Genomic DNA, 18,804 nt, shown 5'->3' on the forward strand with positions numbered 1-18,804 from the left:
CGATATGAACCGGATTTTCAAGACAGCCGTGCTGTCGGCTGCCGTGGTTGCCACCACGCTCGCCACCCTGCCCGTGGCCAACGCGGGTGACTGGCGCCGTCACGGCCATCACGGCGACGGCGATGCGATTGCCGCCGGCGTCCTCGGCCTCGCGGCCGGCGCGCTCATCGGCGGCGCGTTGGCCAATGACCAGCCGCCCAGCTACGACAACGGGTACGACGACGAATATTATCGCGAAGTGCGACCGCGCCCTGCCCCGGTCCGCCGCTACTATGCGGAGCCGAGGGTTGTCTACAATGAAGGTTACGCCGAGCCGTGGACGCGTGACTGGTACGATTACTGCTCGGACCGCTACCGCACGTTCAACGCCCGCACCGGCACGTTCACCGGCAATGACGGCGAGCAGCATTTCTGCACTGCCAACTAAGCTAGGGCTTCCCTGCCCCAAAACAAAAAAGCGCTGTCCGCGAGGTCAGCGCTTTTTTTGTTGTTCGGCTCCATGAGCGGAAGGAGATGTGGATGCCGGCAGGCAAGCAAGGGACAGAGCCGACCTTCCAAAACAGGAATTTAGGTCAGAAACGGATTGGTCCGCCGCTCCTCGCCGAAACGGCCGCCGGGGCCATGGCCGCAGATGAAGCCGACGTCATCGCCGAGCGGCAACAGTTTTTCCTTGATCGAGACGATGAGCGCCGCGTGATCGCCGCCCGGCAGGTCGGTTCGGCCGACCGAACCGCGAAACAGCACGTCGCCGACATGGGCGAACTTGGCCGCGCGATTGTAATAAACGACATGGCCGGGCGCATGGCCGGGGCAATGCAGCACCTCGAACACATGGCCGCCGAACGACACCGTCTCGCCCTCGGTGAGGAATCGGTCGGGCACGCAATTACGCGAGCCGTCAATGCCATAACGCCTGCCTTGGGCTTCCAGATTGTCGAGCAACAGCTTGTCGGCTTCATGCGGCCCGATGATCTCGATGCCGAGCGCCTCTTTCAGCTCCATGGCGCCGCCGGCGTGGTCGATATGGCCATGCGTGATCCAGATCGCACCGGCCGAGATTGCATTGTCCTTCAGCACCGTCAGCACCTTGTCGATGTCGCCGCCCGGATCGACGACGACGCCCTGCTTGTCGTCCATGTCGAACAGAATGGTGCAGTTCTGCTGGAACGGCGTGACCGGCACGATGCCGGCATTGAGCTGACCCATGATCGTCCTTTCGATAACCCTTGGCCGTGATGTAGAGCAATTCCAGGAAAAGTGTGAAACGGTTTTCCGTCCGGAATTGCGTCAACAAAGAGGTAGAGCGGTTCGCCGTTTCCGTAAGACCATGGAACCGCTCCGGCGGGTTACGGGCACCCACCCGAAAGACGAACATTCGATCAGTCCAAAAACAGAAATGGGCGGCCGAGGCCGCCCATTTGAAAGAGCCAAGGATTGAATGGCTTACTTCTTCATGGCACCCATGACCGCACCGAGAATGGCGGTCAGGATCGCGCCGCCGCCGGCTCCGCCGACGATGTTTTGCAGGTTGAGCGCGCTGCCCAGGCCGCTCGTGGCAGCCGCTGCCGCCGCCGGCTCGACCGCGCCGCCAAGCAGGCTGCCGAGGATCGCCGCGCCCCCGACGCCGCCAATGGCTCCGGCCAGGATTTTAGGAAGCTGCCCCATCGCCGCCGTCTTGATCGCCGCGCCGACCGCCTGACCACCAATGATGCCTGTAATGATCTGAACGATGATCGGAAGAAGCGTGTTCATGTCCATATTACCAGTCCCTCCATAGCTGCCAGCCTCCCGGGCCGACACCATTATGGAGACGCCGAAATCGAGGAAAGTCAAATGCAGAAACGCTGAAATAAAAGGGGCGGCCCGAAAACCGCCCCTGCTTGCGCGAAAAGCTGTGACTTTCGTTATTCTGCGGCGATCGCGTGCTTCGGCTGAACGGCGGCAGAATAGTCATTCATAAGGTTCTTGGCGATTTCACCGACTTCGAATCGGTAAGGTCCGATCTCCGAAACCGGCGTTACTTCCGCTGCCGTTCCGGTCAGGAAGCACTGTTCGAAGCCTTCGAGTTCTTCCGGCAGGATGGCGCGTTCGATCACCTCCAGGCCGCGATCCTTGGCAAGGCCAATAACCGTGCGGCGGGTGATACCGTCGAGGAAGCAGTCGGGCTTGGGTGTGTGGATCGTGCCGTCCTTGACGAAGAAGATGTTGGCGCCGGTCGCTTCCGCGACCTGGCCGCGCCAGTCGAGCATCATGGCGTCGGCATAGCCCTTGGCTTCCGCGGCGTGCTTGGACATGGTGCAGATCATGTAGAGGCCGGCGGCCTTCGATTTCGACGGCGCCGTGCGCGGGTCGGGCCGGCGCCATTCCGCGATGTCGAGGCGGATGCCTTTCAGCTTCTGCGCCGGATCGAAGTAGCTCGGCCACTGCCAGATGGCGATGGCGCAGTTGATGCGGTTGTTCTGCGCCGAAACGCCCATCTGTTCGCTGCCGCGCCAGGCGATCGGCCTGACATAAGCGTCCTGAAAACCTTGCTTCTTCAGAAGCGTGGCGGACGCATCGTTGAGTTCTGATACCGAGTAGGGAATCTTGAAGCCGAGCAGCCGCGCCGATTCATGCAGGCGCACTGTATGCTCGTTGAGCTTGAAGATCTCGCCGCCATAGGCGCGCTCACCCTCGAAGACGGCGCTGGCATAATGCAGGCCGTGGGTCAGCACGTGGATCTTGGCGTCGCCCCATTGGACGAACTCGCCATTCATCCAGATGAAGCCGTCCAATTGGTCGAAGGGAACGGATGCCATGGTAACCTCCCGCGAGCCGCGGCCCGCATATCATTGTATCGTTACGTGTTCTTTTTTGACCGCGCCATGTGGTTGGAGACGCCGGCCGGTGTCTCGAAGCGTAAGCGGATAATCGCGCCCTGGCAAACTCAGGAAGTTCCGGAAAAACCGGCTTGGCTTGCCTTTTCGTTCGCAATCCGCCCAAAAGCTTGTCAAAAATTACCATTGCGGGGAAATTACGTCAATAGTACTGACATAATCTCTCTTCCCCATGGAGAACCGATGACGGATCGAAGCCAAGCAGCCGGGAAACCGATCAGGACCGCGATGTCAGTCGAGGACGGCATCGATTTCGCCCTCATTGAGCTGTTTTTCTTCGCCTATCGCGATTTCACCTCCGACCCGGATCAGATCCTGGCCGATTACGGCTTCGGCCGCGCCCATCACCGGGTGCTGCATTTCGTCAACCGCAGGCCGGGCCTGACGGTCGCCGAACTGCTGGACGTGCTCAAGATCACCAAACAGAGCCTGGCGCGCGTACTCAAGCAGTTGATCGACACTGACCATGTCGTGCAGTTGCAAGGTCCGCGCGACCGCCGCCAACGCGAACTCTATCCAACGGCCAAGGGCCGCGCGCTGGCGCTGGCGCTGGCGCGGCCACAGTCGCGCCGCATCCGTGCTGCATTGGAAGATTCCGGATCCGCCGAACGGGCCTCGGTGGAACGCTTCCTCGAAGCGATGGTCAATCCGGAACTGAGAACTCAGATCGACGTTGGGTCCGCAAAAATGTCAGGGAAAAACCATGGAGAGCATTGAAAGGCCCGATCATGCGGTCGCACCCGATGACGACGCGCCGCATCTGCTTGTGGTGGACGACGACACCCGTATCCGCAACCTTCTCAAGCAGTATCTGACCGAAAACGGCTTTCGCGTTACCGTCGCCGGTAATTCCGACGAAGCCCGCCGCAAGCTCGCCGGTCTCGACTTCGACCTGCTTGTGCTCGACGTCATGATGCCGGGCGAGACCGGCGTCGACCTTACCAAGGCGCTGCGGGCCGAAAAGAACGTGCCGATCCTGATGCTGACCGCCCTGTCGGAAACCGACAGCCGCATCAACGGGCTCGAGGCCGGTGCCGACGACTATCTGCCCAAGCCGTTCGACCCGCGCGAGCTGATCCTGCGCATCAACAACATCCTGCGCCGCGGCGGCCCGGCGACGACGCCCAAGGTGGAGCAGCTGGTCTTTGGCCCCTACACCTTCCAGATCGCCAGGCGCGAACTGAAGCGCGGCGGCGAGGCGCTGAAGCTGACGGACCGCGAGCAGGAGATCCTGGCGATCTTCGCGGCACGCGCCGGCGAGACGATCCCGCGCCACGAACTCGTCGGCGACGATTCGGAGGTCGGCGAGCGTACCATCGACGTCCAGATCAACCGGCTGCGCCGCAAGATCGAGCGCGATCCCTCCAACCCTGTCTGGCTGCAGACGGTGCGCGGTATTGGGTATCGGCTCAGCGTGGAATAGAGTGCCGACCGCGGCCCGGACGGCCGCGGCGAGTGAAATGAGCCAATGGCGACCACGGAATTGGAACAGCCGGGACCTGATGGCTTGAGCGCGCGTGCGACACGTCTGCTCAAGGCGGTGCCGCGCGTCTGGAACCGGTTCTGGCGCCTCGTTTCGCTTTATATGCCCAAGCGCCTCTATGCGCGCTCGCTGATCATCGTCATCGCGCCGATGATCCTGCTGCAATCGGTCGTCGCCTTCGTTTTCATGGAGCGCCACTGGGCAACGGTGACGCAACGCCTGTCGCAGGCCACCGTGCGCGACATCGCCGCCATCATCGACATGATCGAGACCTATCCGCACGATGCCGACTACGCCAACATCATCCGCGTCGCCCAGGACCGCATGCAGCTGAAGGTCGACCTCTTGCCGCCCGACCCGCTGCCGCCGCCCGGCCCCAAACCGTTCTTCTCGATCCTCGACGACGTTCTCTCGTCCGAGATCACCCGTCAGATCAACCGACCGTTCTGGATCGACACGGTCGGCAATTCCAACATCATCGAGGTGCGCGTCCAGCTTGAGAACAGGGTGCTGCGCGTCTTCGTGCGCCGCAGCCAGGCCTATGCCTCGAACACTCACATCTTCCTCATCTGGATGGTCGGCACGTCGCTGGTGCTGCTGATGATCGCCATCCCCTTCCTGCGCAACCAGATCCGGCCGATCCTGACCCTTGCGGAAGCCGCCGAAAGCTTCGGCAAGGGCCGGCCGATGCCACGCGATTTTCGGCCGCGCGGCGCCGAAGAGGTCCGCCGCGCCGGCTTTGCCTTTATCCAGATGCGCGAGCGCATCGAGCGCCAGATCGAACAGCGCACAGCCATGCTCACCGGCGTCAGCCATGACCTTAGAACCATTCTCACCCGCTTCAAGCTGCAGCTGGCGCTGGCCGGCGGCAAGGCCGAGACGAAGGCGGCACTGAACCAGGACATCGACGACATGCAGTCGATGCTGGAAGGCTATCTCGCCTTTGCCCGCGGCGAGGCTTCCGAGGACACCGGACGTTTCGATCTGGAAACCTATTTCCAGAAGCTGGGCGAAGAGGCGCGGTTGCGCAAATGCAAGCTGACGACGGCGCTCTCGGGCGACCCAATCGTGCACGTGCGGCCCAACGCCTTCGCACGGCTGCTGTCCAACGTCATCGGCAACGCATTCCGCTATGCCAAGACAGTGGAGGTCAACGCCAACCATGGCCGCGGCTCGCTGCTGGTCACCATCGACGACGACGGTCTGGGCATTCCGGCCGACAAGCGCGAAGACGTCTTCAAGCCCTTCTTGCGGCTCGACGAGGCCCGCAATCTCGACGCCAGCGGCACCGGGCTTGGCCTGTCGATCGCCCGCGACATCGCCCGCAGCCATGGCGGCGACATCACGCTAGAGGACAGCCCGCTCGGCGGATTGCGGGCGGTGATCAAGGTTCCGGCCTGACCGGAGCATGATCCCAAAAAGTAGAACCGGGTTTCTCGGACAAACGGAAACCGTTTGTCCAGAGATCATGCTCAACCAACGACTGCTTCATCCGCCCGTCATGAAATCATGGTGAAGAGCGCGCATGAAGCGCGCGACATCAGTTGATTCGGCCTTGCCGCCACACTTCGATCCCGTGCCCGCCCGGGTGCGCTGGAGCGAAGCGAGGGCGGCAAGCTGGTCGCCGTTCCGGCATCCTTTCAAGGTAACAGTCGACCTTTCCAGCAAAGGGCCGCCATGCGCATATTGATGGTAACCGACGCTTGGCGCCCGCAGGTCAACGGCGTCGTCCACACGCTGGAGCGGCTCACCGAGACGCTGAAATCCTTCGACGTCACGGTCGATTTCCTGACGCCGAACATCTTTCGCACCTTGCCCTTGCCCACCTACCCCGACATCCGGCTGGCGCTGACCACGCCCGGCCACGTCGCGCGCCTGATCGACGCCTACAAGGCCGACCACATTCACATCGTCACCGAGGGTCCGCTCGGCATCATGGCGCGGCGCTATTGCCGCAATGCCGGCCGTCCGTTCACCACCAGCTATCACACGCGCTTTCCCGAATATCTCAGCGCCCGCCTGCCGGTGCCGGAAAGCTGGACCTATCGCTGGCTGCGAGATTTCCACAATTCCGGCCAGGGCACGCTGGTCGCCACCCAGTCGCTAGCCGACGATCTTTCGGCGCGCGGCTTCAACAAGCTCAGGCCGTGGACGCGCGGCGTCGACACCGACCATTTCCGGCCCGACAAGAGGAAGGACCTCGGCTTTCCCGGCCCGGTATTCCTCTGCGTCGGCCGCGTCGCCATCGAAAAGAACCTCGCCGCCTTCCTCGACCTCGATTTGCCTGGCAGCAAGGTGGTCGTCGGCGAAGGTCCGGAATTGGCCAGGCTCAAGGCCAAATACAAGCAGGCGCATTTCCTTGGCCACCGTCCCAATGACGAACTGGCGGAGATCTACGCCTCGGCTGACGTCTTTGTCTTCCCCAGCCGCACCGACACGTTCGGCAACGTCATCATCGAGGCGCTGTCCAGCGGCACGCCGGTCGCCGCCTATCCGGTGACCGGGCCGATCGACATCGTCGGCGACGGCTTTGGCGGCGCGGTCTCGAACGACCTGCGCGAAGCATCACTCGCAGCTCTCAATGTCGACCGCGCCGAGGCCCGCGAACGCGCCATGCGCTACAGCTGGAAAGCCTGCGCGGAAATGTTCCTCGATACAGTCCAGGAAGCGCTGGGCACGACGCGGGAGCTAGCCGCCTGACCGAGCGTCGCAGGCTCGCGGAGCCGCTCCTTACTTCGTCATCCACGGGTGGAGCGTAGCGGACGCGCAGAGCTAAAATAACCTGCCGCCATCCGGCACCTTGCGCTCGATGGCGCCGAGCACCACCGCGCCTTCCTCGTCGGGAAAGCCGAGAGTCAGCACTTCCGACATGAACGGCCCGATCTGGCGCGGCGGGAAATTGACCACCGCGAACACCTGCCGGCCGACCAATGTCTCCGGCGTATAGTATTTGGTGATCTGCGCCGACGACTTCTTGATGCCGATATCAGCGCCGAAATCGATCTTCAGTTTGAATGCCGGCTTGCGCGCTTCCGGAAACGGCTCGGCCTCGACGACCGTACCGGCGCGGATGTCGACACGATCGAAATCGGCAAAACTGATCTCGGGCTTGCGCCCGCTGCTCGAACTCATTTTTCGTCTACCGTGGTTCAGGCGTTGCCGTAGGTCTCGAACAGCACACCGGCCAACGCATCCTTGGCCGAGGTTCCCGACCAGACGACGAACTGGAATGCCTGGAAATAGCACTCGCAGGCTTCCAGCGCCGACGACAGCAACACCTCGACCTGCTGGCTCGAAGGCTCGACCCCGCCGGCCAACAGCAGCGACTGGCGGAACATGATCGCACCCTCCTGCTCCCAGAGGTCGAAATGGCCGAACAGCATCTGCTCGTTGATGAGCGACAAGAGCCGCATCACTTCCAGCGCGCGGGTCTCCGGCACTTTGATGTCGAAGGCGCAGGCCAGATGCAGCGCCTCGAAATCCTCCATCCAGGAGAAGGAAACGTGATAGTCCGTCCAGCTGCCGGCAACCGAGATCGAGATCTCGTCGTCGCCGGCCCGTTCGAAGGACCAGTCATTGTTGTTGGCCACCTGCTCTATGACATCCACCGGATGAATTTCGCGGGAGAATTCGAGTTCGAGAAGTTCCATGGAATGCTTCCTGTCGTTCTGAGGAGCGCCGCCACACGCTCCGCGGGAGGGCACACACAACGAACAATCTTGTCTTGAACTCGGACGGCCAGGACTTCTAAACGCAAAGACCCCAGACCGGACCCCACCGCCCGGCCGCATGACCCTGCTCCGAATCATGCAACAAATTCAGTCTATTGATCGGGAGTCGCGTGAACAGCCCAATTTTTCGCACCGCGTCATTCGCATGTGGAAAGCCGCTGTCACAAAGATTCATGCAACGCCGTTAAGCGATTCACGGCAAAGCGATTTTCGGGATCGCGCCATGTGGAAAAGTTTAACGATTATTTTTTCGCGCGCGGCTTTGCCGCCGCCGCTGGTGCGGCGTCGCCGGCCAGTTCGGCAAGCCTGGCCTCGAGCGCTTCGATGCGGGCGGCAAGCCGGGTGTTTTCTTCCCTGGCCTTGGCGGCCATCTCCCGCGCGGCCTCGAATTCCTCGCGCTGCACCACGTCCATCGAATTGAGAATACGCTCCGCCTGCCCCTTGAAGGCGGTCTCCACCTCACGACGCACGCCCTGGGCGGCACCCGCGGCATCGGTCATCAGCTTGGCGAATTCATCGAGAATGCGGTTCGGGCCGGTCGACATGGCAAATCCTCGCTTGCTGCAATTGACCTAGTGGTGCCGCGTGCGGAATGCAAGAACGTTGAGGCTTGGCGCGGCCTCTGCGTTGCTATGGCGCATGACCGCATGAGGAGTACCGCGCCTATGGAAAGCTCTTAGACGGTCCTGAGCTGTACTTGATAGCGCCAAGTCGCGTATTGTGATGTCTTCGTCTCATTCGCGTCAAGCACGCTTCAATCAGGGTCAATCAATGGCAACGCCCCCGCGCCGACCGACAAATCCGATGGCAGCCGCCGAAGCCGCCTTCAAGCCGGTCAAGAAGCCGGCAGCTCCACCTCGCGAACCCTCAACCGCGCCGAACGTCAGAGAGCTTGTTTCCATCAGGATAGATCGCGCCGTGCTGGATTATTTTCAGCAAGACGGTCCCGGCTGGCAGGACAGGATCAACGATGCGTTACGACAATTGGTGACCGCCAAGCGAGGTTGAGCACGGCCACCCGCGGGGATACTGCACGGCGCAATGGACCTTAAGCGCTCTTGTTCCCTGATGATTGATGGCTTCCACCTTGCCTTGACCCTGCCAAAACCCTGCCGCATGGTCCGCGGCCGAACGCGATCGCAACCGAGAGCTTCCCGTTGAACGAATATTTCCTGCTGCCCCTGTCCTCGCTGCCTTTTCCCAACATCAACCCGATCCTCGTCCATATCGGGCCGCTGGCGGTGCACTGGTACGGCGTCGGCTACATCGTCGGCATCCTGTTTGCCTGGTGGTATGCCAAGCGGCTTGCCGGCAATGCGAGGCTGTGGCCCGACGGCATCGTGCCGATGAAGCCGGAGGACCTCGACGAGTTCATCGTCTGGGCGGCCATCGGCGTCGTGCTGGGCGGCCGCACCGGTTATGTGCTGTTCTACGACCTGGCGCGTTATATCGCCCAGCCGCTCGACATCTTCGCGGTCTGGCAAGGCGGCATGTCGTTCCATGGCGGGCTGCTGGGCGTCATCCTCGCCATGACGCTGTTTTCGATCAAGCGCGGCATCCGCACGTGGTCGCTGTTCGATGTGGTGGCCGCCGGCGTGCCGGTCGGCCTCGGCCTGGTGCGCGTCGCCAACTTCATCAATTCCGAACTCTGGGGCCGGCCGACGGATGTGCCCTGGGCGATCGAATTTCCCAATGGCGGCCCGTTCACCCGCCATCCGAGCCAGCTCTACGAGGCCCTGCTCGAAGGGCTCGTTCTGTTCATCGTGCTGCGCATCCTCACCCATTGGCGCCTCAAGCTGAAGACGCCGCGCTTTGTCGGCGGCGCCTTCATCTGCGGCTATGGACTGTCGCGCATCTTCGTCGAGTTCTTCCGCGAACCCGACCAACAGCTCGGCTATCTCCTTGCCACCAACTGGTTGACCATGGGCATGATCCTGTCGTCGCCAATGGTGCTGGCCGGCATCTGGGCCATGGCCACCGCCAAGCCGGTGACGCAATCGCAGCCGCAGGCGACATGACACGGCTGAAGACACGTATCGTCGACCTGATCGGGGCCTTGGGGCCGATTCCGGTCAACGAATACATGGCGCTGTGCCTGTTCGATCCCAAGGACGGCTACTACACGACGCGCGAACCTTTCGGGGCCGATGGCGACTTCGTTACCGCGCCCGAGATCAGCCAGATGTTCGGTGAGCTCGTCGCCGTCTGGCTCCACCAGGCCTGGGTGGCAGGTGGCCGGCCGATGCCGGTCAGCATCGCCGAGATCGGCCCCGGCCGCGGCACGCTGATGAAGGACATGCTGCGCACCTTGTCGCGGCTTGATCCGGAACTGGCCAATGGTGCTGGGTTCGCCATGATCGAGACCAGCCCGCGCCTGACAGCGGTCCAGAAACAGACGCTTGGCGCGACACCGTTCGCGGTTCGTTGGCATGAGACCATCGACACGCTGCCGCGAAAGCCGCTTCTCATCGTCGGCAACGAATTGTTCGACGCCCTTCCCATCCACCAGTTCGTCCGCGCCGGCGCCGGCTGGCGCGAGCGCATGGTCGGTCTCGACGACGCGGGCGACCTTAGCTTCTTCGCCGGCGTCGGCACGGTCGACCCGGCGCTGCTGCCCGCCGACGCCGCCGGCGCGCCGCAAGGAGCGATCGTTGAAATCGCTCCCGCCCGCTCGGCCCTGATGGCGGCCATTGCCGAGCGCATATCCAGCGACGGCGGCGCCGGTTTGTTCCTCGATTATGGCCACCTGCAGCCAGGTGTCGGCGACACTTTGCAGGCTTTGCGCAGGCACGATCACGAAGATGTGCTGGCCAATCCGGGCGAAGCCGACCTCACCGCCCATGTCGATTTTTCCGTCCTTGCCGCAACTGTGCGCGCCTATGGCCTCGATGCCCATCTGTCGACCCAGGGTAATTTCCTGCTCGGCATGGGCATTCTCGAGCGCGCCGGCCGGCTCGGCGCCGATGTCGGCCAGGCCGCGCGCGATAAGATCGCCGGCGATGTCGAACGCCTGGCCGGTCCGCAAGCCATGGGCGAGCTGTTCAAGGTGCTTGCCGTGCTGCCGCGCGGCGTGGCCGCCCCACTCTTTGCCCAGACACGCTTTGCCACGGCGGATTGACTTTTCACTGCTGCGCCTTCCAATCTCCTGTCCCGCCAATGAGCGGCCGAACCTCACCCCGGGCCTGGTCGGGAACTTCACCTTGACGAAAGCGCCCACACGGACAACAACGCCCGCATGCTGATTCAGACCAAACCGGATCCCGTTCGGTCGCCGCTGCTGGACAAGGCGCAGGCACAAGGCATCCGCCACGGCTATTTCACCCGCGCAGGCGGCGTCTCGACCGGTATCTACCAGGGCCTCAACATCGGCACCGGATCGAATGACGACCAGGCGCTGGTAGCCCAGAACCGCGCCCGCGTCGCTGCCTGGATGGGTGTTCCGGCGAACCATCTCCTGACTGCCTGGCAGATCCATTCGCCCGACGTCATCGTCGTGAGGGAACCCTTTGCCGGCGAGCGGCCCAAGGCCGACGCCATCGTCACCGACCGGCCCGGCATCGCCATCGGCGCCTCGACCGCCGATTGCGGCCCGGTGCTGTTTGCGGATGCCGAGGCGCGCATCATCGGTGCCGCGCATGCCGGCTGGAAAGGCGCTTTCACGGGCGTGCTCGAAAACACCCTTACGGCCATGGAAACGCTCGGCGCCCGGCGCGAGCGCATCGTTGCCGTGCTTGGTCCTTCCATCGGCCCGGAAAACTACGAAGTCGGGCCGGAATTCGTCGGCCGCTTCGTCGAAGCAGATGCTGAAAACATCCGCTACTTCGCACCTTCGGCAAATCCCGGCCATGCGATGTTCGATCTCAACCGCTACACGGTCGACCGGCTGGCCAAGGCCGGCGTGACGGCCGAGAGCCTCGGCCGCTGCACCTATGCCGAGGAAGATCTGTTCTACTCCTACCGGCGCACCACGCACCGCAAGGAACCCGATTACGGCCGGCAGGTTTCGGCAATCGTTTTGGAGAAGCAATAATGGCGCTGCATTTTGAACGATCGGAGTTTGACGCGCGGCGCGACCGGCTGATGATCGAGATGGCCGAAAAGAAGCTCGACGCCATCCTGCTGTTCGCGCAGGAGAGCATGTATTGGCTGACTGGCTATGACACGTTCGGGTTCTGCTTCTTCCAGTGCCTGGTGGTGAAGGCCGACGGTTCGATGGTGCTTCTGACCCGCTCGGCCGACCTGCGCCAGGCGCGCCACACCTCCATCATCGACAACATCGTCCTGTGGACCGACCGGGATGGCGCCAATCCGGCGATCGACTTGCGCAATCTGCTCAACGATCTCAACCTGCTCGGCGCCCGCATCGGCGTCGAATACGACACCCACGGCCTGACCGCCTACAATGGCCGCCGGCTGGACGAGCAGTTGCAGACCTTCGGCCAGATCGCCGATGCTTCCGGTATTGTCGGCCGGCTGCGGCTGTTCAAGAGCCCGGCCGAGGTCGCCAAGGCCGAGAAAGCCGCCAATCTCTCCGACGACGCACTGGACGCGGCGCTGCCGCTGATCAAGCAGGGCGGCGACGAGGCTCTGGTCCTGGCCGCCATGCAGGGCGCGATCTTCGCCGGCGGCGGCGATTATCCGGCCAACGAGTTCATCATCGGTTCCGGCGTCGACGCGCTGCTCTGCCGCTACAAGGCCGGCCGCCGCAAGCTCACCAAGAACGACCAGCTGACGCTCGAATGGGCCGGCGTCTTCAACCACTACCATGCGCCGATGATGCGCACGGTGCTGACCGGCAAGGTTTCGAAGCGCCATCAGGAGCTGTTCGACGCGGCGCGCGCGGCACTTCTGGCCGTCGAGAAGGCTATGACGCCGGGCAACACTTTCGGCGACGTCTTCGACGCCCACTCCCGCACCATGGAAGCACATGGCCTGACCAAGCACCGGCTGAACGCCTGCGGCTACTCGGTCGGCGCACGCTTCACCCCTTCCTGGATGGACATGCCGATGTTCTACCAGGGCAATCCCGAGCCGATCGCGCCCAGCATGACGCTGTTCGCCCACATGATCATCATGGATTCCGAGACCGAGACGGCGATGACGCTTGGCAGGACCTACCTGACCACCGAATCGCAGCCGAAGCCGCTCTCCCGCCATGATCTCGACTTGATCGTGCAGTGAATCCACATTGCGTTGTTCGCCAAGGAGTTAGAAAGCAAATGAGACGATCGCATGTGACGACCGTGTCATTGCTTGTGGCATCGGCCCTGACCGCCTGCACCAATGCAAAGGACGTGCTCGAACCTTCCGCCATCACTCCGCCGGCGGTCTCGTCGCAGCCCGCTCCGGCAGCCCAGGGCGGCACGGCAGCCGTTGTTCCCGCGCCGGCGCCATCACCAGCCGCATCTGCCGCCGCGGCATCGGCAAGCCCGGCCCCGCCCGCCCAGAGTGCCGCCATCCTCGCCAGGACGCGCCTGCAGATCGCGCCGATCGTCGGCGCTTCGGTGGAAGCCGCCACACCGCTGACGGCGGAATTGCAGACGCGCGCCAGACAACGTGGCATCACGCTAGCCGGCAGTGCCGACCAGACCCCGACCCATGTGCTCAAGGGCTATTTCTCGGCGATGTCGGAAGGCAAGAATACCACCATCATCTATGTCTGGGACGTCTACGACCCTGCTGGCAACCGTCTGCACCGCATCAACGGCCAGCAGAAGGCGCCCTCGGTCAATTCCGCCGACAGCGGAGGCGGCGATAGCTGGAAGGCGGTGGCGCCGGCCACCATGCAAGCGATCGCCGACCAGACCATCGACCAGTTCGCGGCGTGGCTCGGCGGCAAGGCGGGCTAGAGTGTGGCCGCCTGGCGATGGCGCGAAGTTTTCCTAGGATTAGCCGGCGGATTCCCGATCTCGGCGCTTGCAATACCGGCGCGGACCGCTAAAAGCCCGGTGAAAGCCTCCACCAGGAACGGTGCATGAAACTCTTCGCGGGCAATTCCAACAGGGTGCTGGCCGAAGCGGTCGCCCGCTATCTCAACGTCCCGTTGGGCAAGGCCAGCGTCAGGCGCTTTGCCGACCAAGAGATTTTCGTCGAAATCCAGGAAAACGTGCGCGGCGAGGATGTCTTCATCCTGCAGTCGACCTCGTTTCCGACCAACGATCATTTGATGGAACTGCTCATCATGATCGACGCCTTCATGCGCTCGTCGGCCAAGCGCATCACGGCGGTGATTCCCTATTTCGGCTATGCCAGGCAGGACCGCCGTGCCTCCGGCCGCACGCCGATCTCGGCCAAGCTGGTCGCCAACATGATCACCCGCGCCGGTGTCGACCGCGTTCTGACGCTCGACCTGCATGCCGGCCAGATCCAGGGCTTCTTCGACATCCCGACCGACAATCTGTTTTCCGTGCCGGTCATGGCCCGCGACGTGAAGGCGAAGTACAAGCAACTCGGCAATGTCGTCGTCGTATCGCCCGACATCGGCGGCGTGGTGCGGGCCCGCGCGCTGGCCAAGCGCTTCGACGCGCAACTTGCCATCGTCGACAAGCGGCGTGAGCGTCCCGGCGAATCGGAAGTCATGAACATCATCGGCGCGGTCGCCGGCAAGGATTGCCTGCTGATCGACGACATCGTCGATTCGGGCGGCACGCTGTGCAATGCCGGCGATGCGCTGCTGGCCAACGGCGCCACCAGCGTCACCGCCTACATCACGCACGGCGTCTTGTCGGGCGGGGCAGTGGCCCGCATCAGCAGCTCGAAGCTCCAGGAATTGGTGATCACCGATTCCATCCAGCCGACGCAAGGCGTGCTCGACGCGCCCAACATCCGCGTCATCTCGATCGCCGACCTGATGGGCGAAGCGATCTCGCGCACGGCGACCGAGGAATCGGTGTCGAGCCTGTTCGACTAACCGCTCGACGGCAGCAATCTGGTTCCGGCATCGGGCGCCGACCGCCGAACACCTTCGCCGCTGTCGCGCGCGCCGCGCATATAGCCGCGCGGCGAGGCACCCAACATGCGCTTGAACATGGTGATGAAGGCCGGCACGCTGTCATAGCCGAGATCGAGCGCCACCCGCGTGATCGGCTCGCCATCAGCGAGCCTCGGCAGCGCCGCGAACAGGCACGCTTGCTGGCGCCATGTCGACAGCGACAATCCGGTCTGGCGATGGAAGGCGCGCGTGAAGGAGCGTCGGCTCATGCCGGCGGCATCCGCCCATTCGTCGATCGTCGCGTGCGGCGAAGGAGCCGCCACGAAACGCCGGCACAGCGCCGCCAGCCTGGGATCGGACGGGAAAGGCAGGCCGAGCGGCCGCTCCGGCAGTGTCGGGATTTCGTGCAGCAGGAGATTCATGATCAGCCCGCCTCGCCCTTCCAGCACGCCGCCTTGCGGCAGTTTTTCCGATTCCACGATCAGGCTGTGCATCAGGTCGGTGATGCCGACCACGCGCAGCCCTTCCGGCAGCCCGGGGATCGCTCCCGGCATGACGTAGACCGAGCGCATCGAGACATCGCCCAGCATCTCGACGGAATGCTCGGTACCCGCAGGAATCCACATCGCGTGGTCGGGCGGCACCATCCAGCGCCCATGCCGCGTCGTCACCAGCACGACACCGACCAGCGCATGCAGCAACTGGCTGCGGCTGTGGCGGTGTAGCGGGACATGGTATCCGTCGGGATATTCGGTCGGCAACGCCACCGCCGGCCCGGCCACTTGCTCCAGCCATTGCCAGCGACGCTCGTGCAACTGCTCGAGATCGGCGTTGCCAGCGTGAAAGATTTCCCTGCCGTGCGGCATTGGCTATGGCCCACTTGCGAAACTATTGGACCAAACCACGAAAGAAGTCGTCCCGCAAGCAGCCTATAAGGCAACCCGTCCCCTTAAGGCGGCCGCGGAGCGTCCGCCAGCTTGCCTGCGGTTGTAACCGCCAAAAAGACTACGGAGCCTGCCTTGACCGATACGACAGCCACCAGCGTCGCGCCACCAGCAGCCAGCCACGCTTCAGCCCAGGCGACGGCCTTCACCGTCATCCTGGCGGTAAGCTTCTGCCATTGCATCAATGACATCATGCAGTCGCTGCTGTCGGCCATCTATCCCTTGCTGAAAGAGAACTACGGCCTCGACTTCTGGCAGATCGGCCTGTTGACCTTCACTTTCCAGGTGACCGCCTCTCTGTTGCAGCCGCTGATCGGCATGATCACGGACAAGCGGCCCATGCCTTATTCCTTGCCCTACGGCATGGCATCCTCGCTGATCGGCCTGATCGTGCTGGCCTATGCCGGGCACTATTCGCTGCTTCTGATCGGCGCCTCGCTGATCGGCATCGGCTCGGCAATCTTCCATCCGGAATCCTCGCGCATCGCCCGCTTCGCGTCCGGCGGCCGGTTCGGTCTGGCGCAATCGCTGTTCCAGGTTGGCGGCAATTTCGGCCAATCCATGGGGCCGTTGCTGGCTGCCTTCATCGTCGTGCCCTTCGGCCAGACCAGCATTTCCTGGTTCGCCGTCGGCTCGCTGATCGGCATCGTCATCCTGTGGCAGGTCGGTGGCTGGTACAGCCGGTTGCGCGCAACGCAGGCCAATCGCAAGACGGCCAGCTTCGTCTCACCCTTTCCGCGCCGCAAGGTGATGGGCGCATTGCTGGTGCTGACGCTGCTGGTGCTGACCAAGAACGCCTACATCTCGAGCCTCGCCAGCTACTACACCTTCTATTCCATGCATAAATTCGGCGTTTCGGTGCAGATGTCGCAGGTCATGTTGTTCCTGTTCCTCGGCGCTTCGGCGCTGGGCATATTGCTCGGCGGCCCGTTCGGCGACCGCTACGGACAGAAGGCGATGATCTGGTTTTCGATCGTCGGCGTGCTGCCCTTCACGCTGGCCCTGCCCTACGCCAACTTCGAATGGACCATGGTGCTGACAGTACTGATCGGACTGATTCTGTCGTCAGCCTTCTCCAACATCGTCGTCTTCGCGCAGGAACTGGTGCCGGGCCGCGTCGGCATGATCGCCGGCATTTTCTTCGGCTTCGCCTTCGGCATGGGCGGTATTGCGGCTGCCGTGCTCGGCGTCGTCGCCGATCTGAAAGGTATCGATTTCGTCTTCCAGATCTGTTCGTATTTGCCGCTGCTCGGCCTGCTGACCGTGTTCCTGCCGAACATGAAGGAAGCCAGAAAGGCGGAGGCGATCGCGTAGATCGAGTGGACCTGAATCCGCGCAAAGAAAAAGCACCTGGCGACGGGTGCTTTTTCTGCTTCGTTCGAAAATTTCCTAAGCCTTGAAGAAGGCCAGCAGGTCGGCATTGATGATTTCGGCATGGGTGGTGGCCATGCCATGCGGGTAGCCCTTGTAGACCTTGAGTTCGCCTTTCTTGAGCAGCTTGATGGTCAGCAGCGCCGAGTCGGCTATGGGCACGATCTGGTCGTCGTCACCGTGCATGACCAGCACCGGCACGTCGATCTTCTTCAGGTCCTCGGTGAAGTCGGTTTCCGAGAAGGCCTTGATGCAGTCGTAATGTGCCTTGGTGCCGCCCATCATGCCCTGGCGCCACCAATTGTCGACGATCCCTTGCGATACCTCCGCGCCCGGGCGGTTGAAGCCATAGAACGGGCCGGCCGGAACGTCGCGGAAAAACTGGGCGCGGTTGGCCGCCTGGGCGGAGCGGAAACCGTCGAAAACCTCGAGCGGCAGACCGCCGGGATTGGCCGCGGTCTTGAGCATGATCGGCGGCACCGCGCCGATCAGCACAGCCTTGGCGACACGGCCGCCGGAACCGTACTGGGCGACATAGCGCGCCACCTCGCCGCCGCCGGTGGAATGGCCGACATGGATGGCGTTCTTGAGATCGAGATGCGCGACAAGCGCCGCTACGTCGGCCGCATAGGTGTCCATCTCGTTGCCGGTATCGGTCTGGGTCGAGCGGCCATGGCCGCGCCGGTCATGGGCGACGACCCGGTAGCCCTTCTCCAGGAAGAACAGCATCTGGGCGTCCCAATCGTCGCTGCTCAATGGCCAGCCATGATGGAAGACGACCGGCTGACCGGTCCCCCAATCCTTGTAATAGATCTGCGTTCCGTCATTGGTGGTGATCGTACCGCTGCCGGAACTGGGCTTGGTCTGCGAAGTCATCTCAATCTCCTCTATTGGTGTCGCGATAAACGATATCGCGATAACAATAAGAGTAGCGCGACTCGAAACCGCTGTCCACGGAAATATGTATCGCGATACCATTTTTCGTGATATCGAATTGCATGCCCATTCGGCAACAAGGAATGCGCCGTGCCTCTCCCGTTGGACGATCAGCTCTGCTTCACGCTCTACGCCACGAGCATGGCGATCAACCGCACCTACAAGCCCATGCTGGACCAGATGGGGATAACCTACCCGCAATATCTGGTGCTCAACGCGCTTGCGGAGGCTGACGGCATGTCGGTCGGCACGATCGCGCACCGGCTCGCTTTGGAATCGAGCACGGTAACGCCGCTGGTGAAGCGGATGGAACAGGCTGGATTGGTGACCCGCCAGCGCAGCCAGACCGACGAGCGCCAGGTGCAGGTCGATCTGACCGCAGCCGGTCGTGCGCTCCTCGTCCAGTGCAACTGCCTGAACGAGACCTTGGTCGAACGCTCGGGAATGACCCTGGCACAGCTTGATGCGCTGAACCGGCAGATCCAGGCGTTGCGCAATGCGTTGAGCGGCGGCCAATCATAGCCGAAACAGT

23 protein-coding genes are annotated in these 18,804 nt (G+C 62.9%); 15 read left to right on the top strand and 8 right to left on the bottom strand.

What is annotated here, in order from left to right; genetic code table 11:
• Positions 1-4 precede the first annotated feature (4 nt).
• The gene (locus tag NKJ26_RS19050; protein ID WP_352605266.1) at positions 5-427 is read left to right on the top strand and encodes a BA14K family protein; all 423 of its coding nucleotides are present in this window, start codon (positions 5-7) and stop codon (positions 425-427) included.
• A 140-nt stretch (positions 428-567) separates the two neighbouring features.
• Here the strand turns inward: NKJ26_RS19050 and NKJ26_RS19055 are convergent, their stop codons facing one another.
• Entirely contained in the window at positions 568-1,206 is a 639-nt protein-coding gene (locus NKJ26_RS19055) for an MBL fold metallo-hydrolase (RefSeq protein ID WP_352696512.1), read from the bottom strand.
• Here NKJ26_RS19055 and NKJ26_RS19060 point away from each other — a divergent pair.
• Positions 1,205-1,438, top strand: coding sequence for a hypothetical protein (locus NKJ26_RS19060; protein ID WP_352696513.1), 234 nt, complete (start codon positions 1,205-1,207; stop codon positions 1,436-1,438). The genes NKJ26_RS19055 and NKJ26_RS19060 overlap by 2 nt on opposite strands.
• 5 nt (positions 1,439-1,443) lie before the next feature.
• Here the strand turns inward: NKJ26_RS19060 and NKJ26_RS19065 are convergent, their stop codons facing one another.
• Both NKJ26_RS19065 and NKJ26_RS19070 read right to left on the bottom strand, forming a co-directional pair.
• On the bottom strand, positions 1,444-1,758 hold the full coding sequence (locus tag NKJ26_RS19065) for a hypothetical protein (RefSeq protein WP_352605262.1): 315 nt from the start codon (positions 1,756-1,758) through the stop codon (positions 1,444-1,446).
• Between the two features lie 146 nt (positions 1,759-1,904).
• Complete coding sequence (locus NKJ26_RS19070) at positions 1,905-2,798, bottom strand: branched-chain amino acid aminotransferase (RefSeq protein ID WP_352696514.1); 894 nt, start codon at positions 2,796-2,798, stop codon at positions 1,905-1,907.
• A gap of 261 nt (positions 2,799-3,059) precedes the next feature.
• Between NKJ26_RS19070 and NKJ26_RS19075 the strand changes: the two genes are divergently transcribed.
• The 4 genes from NKJ26_RS19075 (at position 3,060) to NKJ26_RS19090 (ending at position 7,059) form a co-directional block, all read left to right on the top strand.
• Positions 3,060-3,593, top strand: a complete 534-nt coding sequence (locus NKJ26_RS19075; RefSeq protein WP_352696539.1) for a MarR family winged helix-turn-helix transcriptional regulator — start codon at positions 3,060-3,062, stop codon at positions 3,591-3,593.
• The gene (locus NKJ26_RS19080; protein WP_032919296.1) at positions 3,580-4,299 is read left to right on the top strand and encodes a response regulator; all 720 of its coding nucleotides are present in this window, start codon (positions 3,580-3,582) and stop codon (positions 4,297-4,299) included. The genes NKJ26_RS19075 and NKJ26_RS19080 overlap by 14 nt, the downstream gene beginning before the upstream one ends.
• A 45-nt stretch (positions 4,300-4,344) precedes the next feature.
• A complete protein-coding gene (locus NKJ26_RS19085) occupies positions 4,345-5,760 on the top strand; it encodes an ATP-binding protein (protein ID WP_352605254.1) in 1,416 nt (471 codons plus the stop codon).
• A gap of 276 nt (positions 5,761-6,036) precedes the next feature.
• Positions 6,037-7,059, top strand: a complete 1,023-nt coding sequence (locus tag NKJ26_RS19090) for a glycosyltransferase family 4 protein (RefSeq protein ID WP_352696515.1) — start codon at positions 6,037-6,039, stop codon at positions 7,057-7,059.
• Positions 7,060-7,131: 72 nt separating this feature from the next.
• On the opposite strand, the gene NKJ26_RS19095 is transcribed toward NKJ26_RS19090, so the two are convergent.
• From NKJ26_RS19095 to NKJ26_RS19105, 3 genes are all read right to left on the bottom strand, one after another.
• The gene (locus NKJ26_RS19095; protein ID WP_352605250.1) at positions 7,132-7,491 is read right to left on the bottom strand and encodes a tRNA-binding protein; all 360 of its coding nucleotides are present in this window, start codon (positions 7,489-7,491) and stop codon (positions 7,132-7,134) included.
• Between the two features lie 17 nt (positions 7,492-7,508).
• Positions 7,509-8,009: a type III secretion system chaperone family protein gene (locus NKJ26_RS19100; protein ID WP_027024488.1), complete on the bottom strand. Its 501-nt coding sequence runs from the start codon at positions 8,007-8,009 to the stop codon at positions 7,509-7,511.
• 323 nt (positions 8,010-8,332) lie between these two features.
• The gene (locus tag NKJ26_RS19105; protein WP_352605247.1) at positions 8,333-8,635 is read right to left on the bottom strand and encodes an accessory factor UbiK family protein; all 303 of its coding nucleotides are present in this window, start codon (positions 8,633-8,635) and stop codon (positions 8,333-8,335) included.
• Between the two features lie 226 nt (positions 8,636-8,861).
• Here NKJ26_RS19105 and NKJ26_RS19110 point away from each other — a divergent pair, with 226 nt between their 5' ends.
• The 7 genes from NKJ26_RS19110 to NKJ26_RS19140 all read left to right on the top strand — a co-directional run bounded on the left by NKJ26_RS19110 (position 8,862) and on the right by NKJ26_RS19140 (position 15,000).
• On the top strand, positions 8,862-9,098 hold the full coding sequence (locus NKJ26_RS19110) for a BrnA antitoxin family protein (RefSeq protein ID WP_352696540.1): 237 nt from the start codon (positions 8,862-8,864) through the stop codon (positions 9,096-9,098).
• Positions 9,099-9,247: 149 nt separating this feature from the next.
• Positions 9,248-10,108 (top strand): prolipoprotein diacylglyceryl transferase, encoded by an 861-nt coding sequence (gene lgt, locus NKJ26_RS19115; protein ID WP_352696516.1) that lies wholly within the window; start codon positions 9,248-9,250, stop codon positions 10,106-10,108.
• A complete protein-coding gene (locus NKJ26_RS19120) occupies positions 10,105-11,208 on the top strand; it encodes a class I SAM-dependent methyltransferase (protein WP_352696517.1) in 1,104 nt (367 codons plus the stop codon). Before lgt ends, NKJ26_RS19120 begins: the two co-directional genes overlap by 4 nt.
• Positions 11,209-11,325: 117 nt before the next feature.
• A complete protein-coding gene (gene pgeF / locus NKJ26_RS19125; RefSeq protein ID WP_352696518.1) occupies positions 11,326-12,120 on the top strand; it encodes a peptidoglycan editing factor PgeF in 795 nt (264 codons plus the stop codon).
• A complete protein-coding gene (locus NKJ26_RS19130) occupies positions 12,120-13,271 on the top strand; it encodes a M24 family metallopeptidase (RefSeq protein WP_352696519.1) in 1,152 nt (383 codons plus the stop codon). Before pgeF ends, NKJ26_RS19130 begins: the two co-directional genes overlap by 1 nt.
• Before the next feature lie 38 nt (positions 13,272-13,309).
• A complete protein-coding gene (locus tag NKJ26_RS19135) occupies positions 13,310-13,939 on the top strand; it encodes a hypothetical protein (protein WP_352696520.1) in 630 nt (209 codons plus the stop codon).
• A gap of 125 nt (positions 13,940-14,064) precedes the next feature.
• Positions 14,065-15,000 carry a ribose-phosphate pyrophosphokinase gene (locus NKJ26_RS19140; protein WP_027024480.1) on the top strand — a complete coding sequence of 312 codons (936 nt, stop codon included), beginning with the start codon at positions 14,065-14,067 and terminating at the stop codon, positions 14,998-15,000.
• Here NKJ26_RS19140 and NKJ26_RS19145 read toward each other — a convergent pair.
• Positions 14,997-15,887 carry an AraC family transcriptional regulator gene (locus tag NKJ26_RS19145; RefSeq protein ID WP_027024479.1) on the bottom strand — a complete coding sequence of 297 codons (891 nt, stop codon included), beginning with the start codon at positions 15,885-15,887 and terminating at the stop codon, positions 14,997-14,999. The genes NKJ26_RS19140 and NKJ26_RS19145 overlap by 4 nt on opposite strands.
• A 153-nt stretch (positions 15,888-16,040) precedes the next feature.
• Here NKJ26_RS19145 and NKJ26_RS19150 point away from each other — a divergent pair, with 153 nt between their 5' ends.
• A complete protein-coding gene (locus tag NKJ26_RS19150; protein WP_352605229.1) occupies positions 16,041-17,279 on the top strand; it encodes an MFS transporter in 1,239 nt (412 codons plus the stop codon).
• Positions 17,280-17,354: 75 nt separating this feature from the next.
• Here the strand turns inward: NKJ26_RS19150 and NKJ26_RS19155 are convergent, their stop codons facing one another.
• A complete protein-coding gene (locus tag NKJ26_RS19155) occupies positions 17,355-18,212 on the bottom strand; it encodes an alpha/beta fold hydrolase (RefSeq protein WP_352696521.1) in 858 nt (285 codons plus the stop codon).
• A gap of 150 nt (positions 18,213-18,362) precedes the next feature.
• Here NKJ26_RS19155 and NKJ26_RS19160 point away from each other — a divergent pair, with 150 nt between their 5' ends.
• Complete coding sequence (locus NKJ26_RS19160; protein WP_352696522.1) at positions 18,363-18,794, top strand: MarR family winged helix-turn-helix transcriptional regulator; 432 nt, start codon at positions 18,363-18,365, stop codon at positions 18,792-18,794.
• Positions 18,795-18,804 lie beyond the last annotated feature (10 nt).

Source organism: Mesorhizobium sp. M0152 (genome assembly GCF_040322415.1).
In the GTDB taxonomy this organism is placed as follows: Bacteria; Pseudomonadota; Alphaproteobacteria; order Rhizobiales; family Rhizobiaceae; genus Mesorhizobium.

Excerpts from the sequence above, each read along its gene's own strand:
- NKJ26_RS19110 (WP_352696540.1), top strand. The coding sequence starts at position 8,862 with ATGGCAACGCCCCCGCGCCGACCGACAAATCCGATGGCAGCCGCCGAA.
- NKJ26_RS19120 (WP_352696517.1), top strand. The coding sequence starts at position 10,105 with ATGACACGGCTGAAGACACGTATCGTCGACCTGATCGGGGCCTTGGGG.
- NKJ26_RS19075 (WP_352696539.1), top strand. The coding sequence starts at position 3,060 with ATGACGGATCGAAGCCAAGCAGCCGGGAAACCGATCAGGACCGCGATG.
- NKJ26_RS19140 (WP_027024480.1), top strand. The coding sequence starts at position 14,065 with ATGAAACTCTTCGCGGGCAATTCCAACAGGGTGCTGGCCGAAGCGGTC.
- NKJ26_RS19130 (WP_352696519.1), top strand. The coding sequence starts at position 12,120 with ATGGCGCTGCATTTTGAACGATCGGAGTTTGACGCGCGGCGCGACCGG.
- NKJ26_RS19070 (WP_352696514.1), bottom strand. The coding sequence starts at position 2,798 with ATGGCATCCGTTCCCTTCGACCAATTGGACGGCTTCATCTGGATGAAT.
- NKJ26_RS19105 (WP_352605247.1), bottom strand. The coding sequence starts at position 8,635 with ATGTCGACCGGCCCGAACCGCATTCTCGATGAATTCGCCAAGCTGATG.
- NKJ26_RS19055 (WP_352696512.1), bottom strand. The coding sequence starts at position 1,206 with ATGGGTCAGCTCAATGCCGGCATCGTGCCGGTCACGCCGTTCCAGCAG.
- NKJ26_RS19145 (WP_027024479.1), bottom strand. The coding sequence starts at position 15,887 with ATGCCGCACGGCAGGGAAATCTTTCACGCTGGCAACGCCGATCTCGAG.
- NKJ26_RS19060 (WP_352696513.1), top strand. The coding sequence starts at position 1,205 with ATGATCGTCCTTTCGATAACCCTTGGCCGTGATGTAGAGCAATTCCAG.
- NKJ26_RS19135 (WP_352696520.1), top strand. The coding sequence starts at position 13,310 with ATGAGACGATCGCATGTGACGACCGTGTCATTGCTTGTGGCATCGGCC.
- NKJ26_RS19090 (WP_352696515.1), top strand. The coding sequence starts at position 6,037 with ATGCGCATATTGATGGTAACCGACGCTTGGCGCCCGCAGGTCAACGGC.
- NKJ26_RS19050 (WP_352605266.1), top strand. The coding sequence starts at position 5 with ATGAACCGGATTTTCAAGACAGCCGTGCTGTCGGCTGCCGTGGTTGCC.
- pgeF (WP_352696518.1), top strand. The coding sequence starts at position 11,326 with ATGCTGATTCAGACCAAACCGGATCCCGTTCGGTCGCCGCTGCTGGAC.
- NKJ26_RS19080 (WP_032919296.1), top strand. The coding sequence starts at position 3,580 with ATGGAGAGCATTGAAAGGCCCGATCATGCGGTCGCACCCGATGACGAC.
- NKJ26_RS19095 (WP_352605250.1), bottom strand. The coding sequence starts at position 7,491 with ATGAGTTCGAGCAGCGGGCGCAAGCCCGAGATCAGTTTTGCCGATTTC.
- NKJ26_RS19065 (WP_352605262.1), bottom strand. The coding sequence starts at position 1,758 with ATGGACATGAACACGCTTCTTCCGATCATCGTTCAGATCATTACAGGC.
- NKJ26_RS19155 (WP_352696521.1), bottom strand. The coding sequence starts at position 18,212 with ATGACTTCGCAGACCAAGCCCAGTTCCGGCAGCGGTACGATCACCACC.
- NKJ26_RS19085 (WP_352605254.1), top strand. The coding sequence starts at position 4,345 with ATGGCGACCACGGAATTGGAACAGCCGGGACCTGATGGCTTGAGCGCG.
- NKJ26_RS19100 (WP_027024488.1), bottom strand. The coding sequence starts at position 8,009 with ATGGAACTTCTCGAACTCGAATTCTCCCGCGAAATTCATCCGGTGGAT.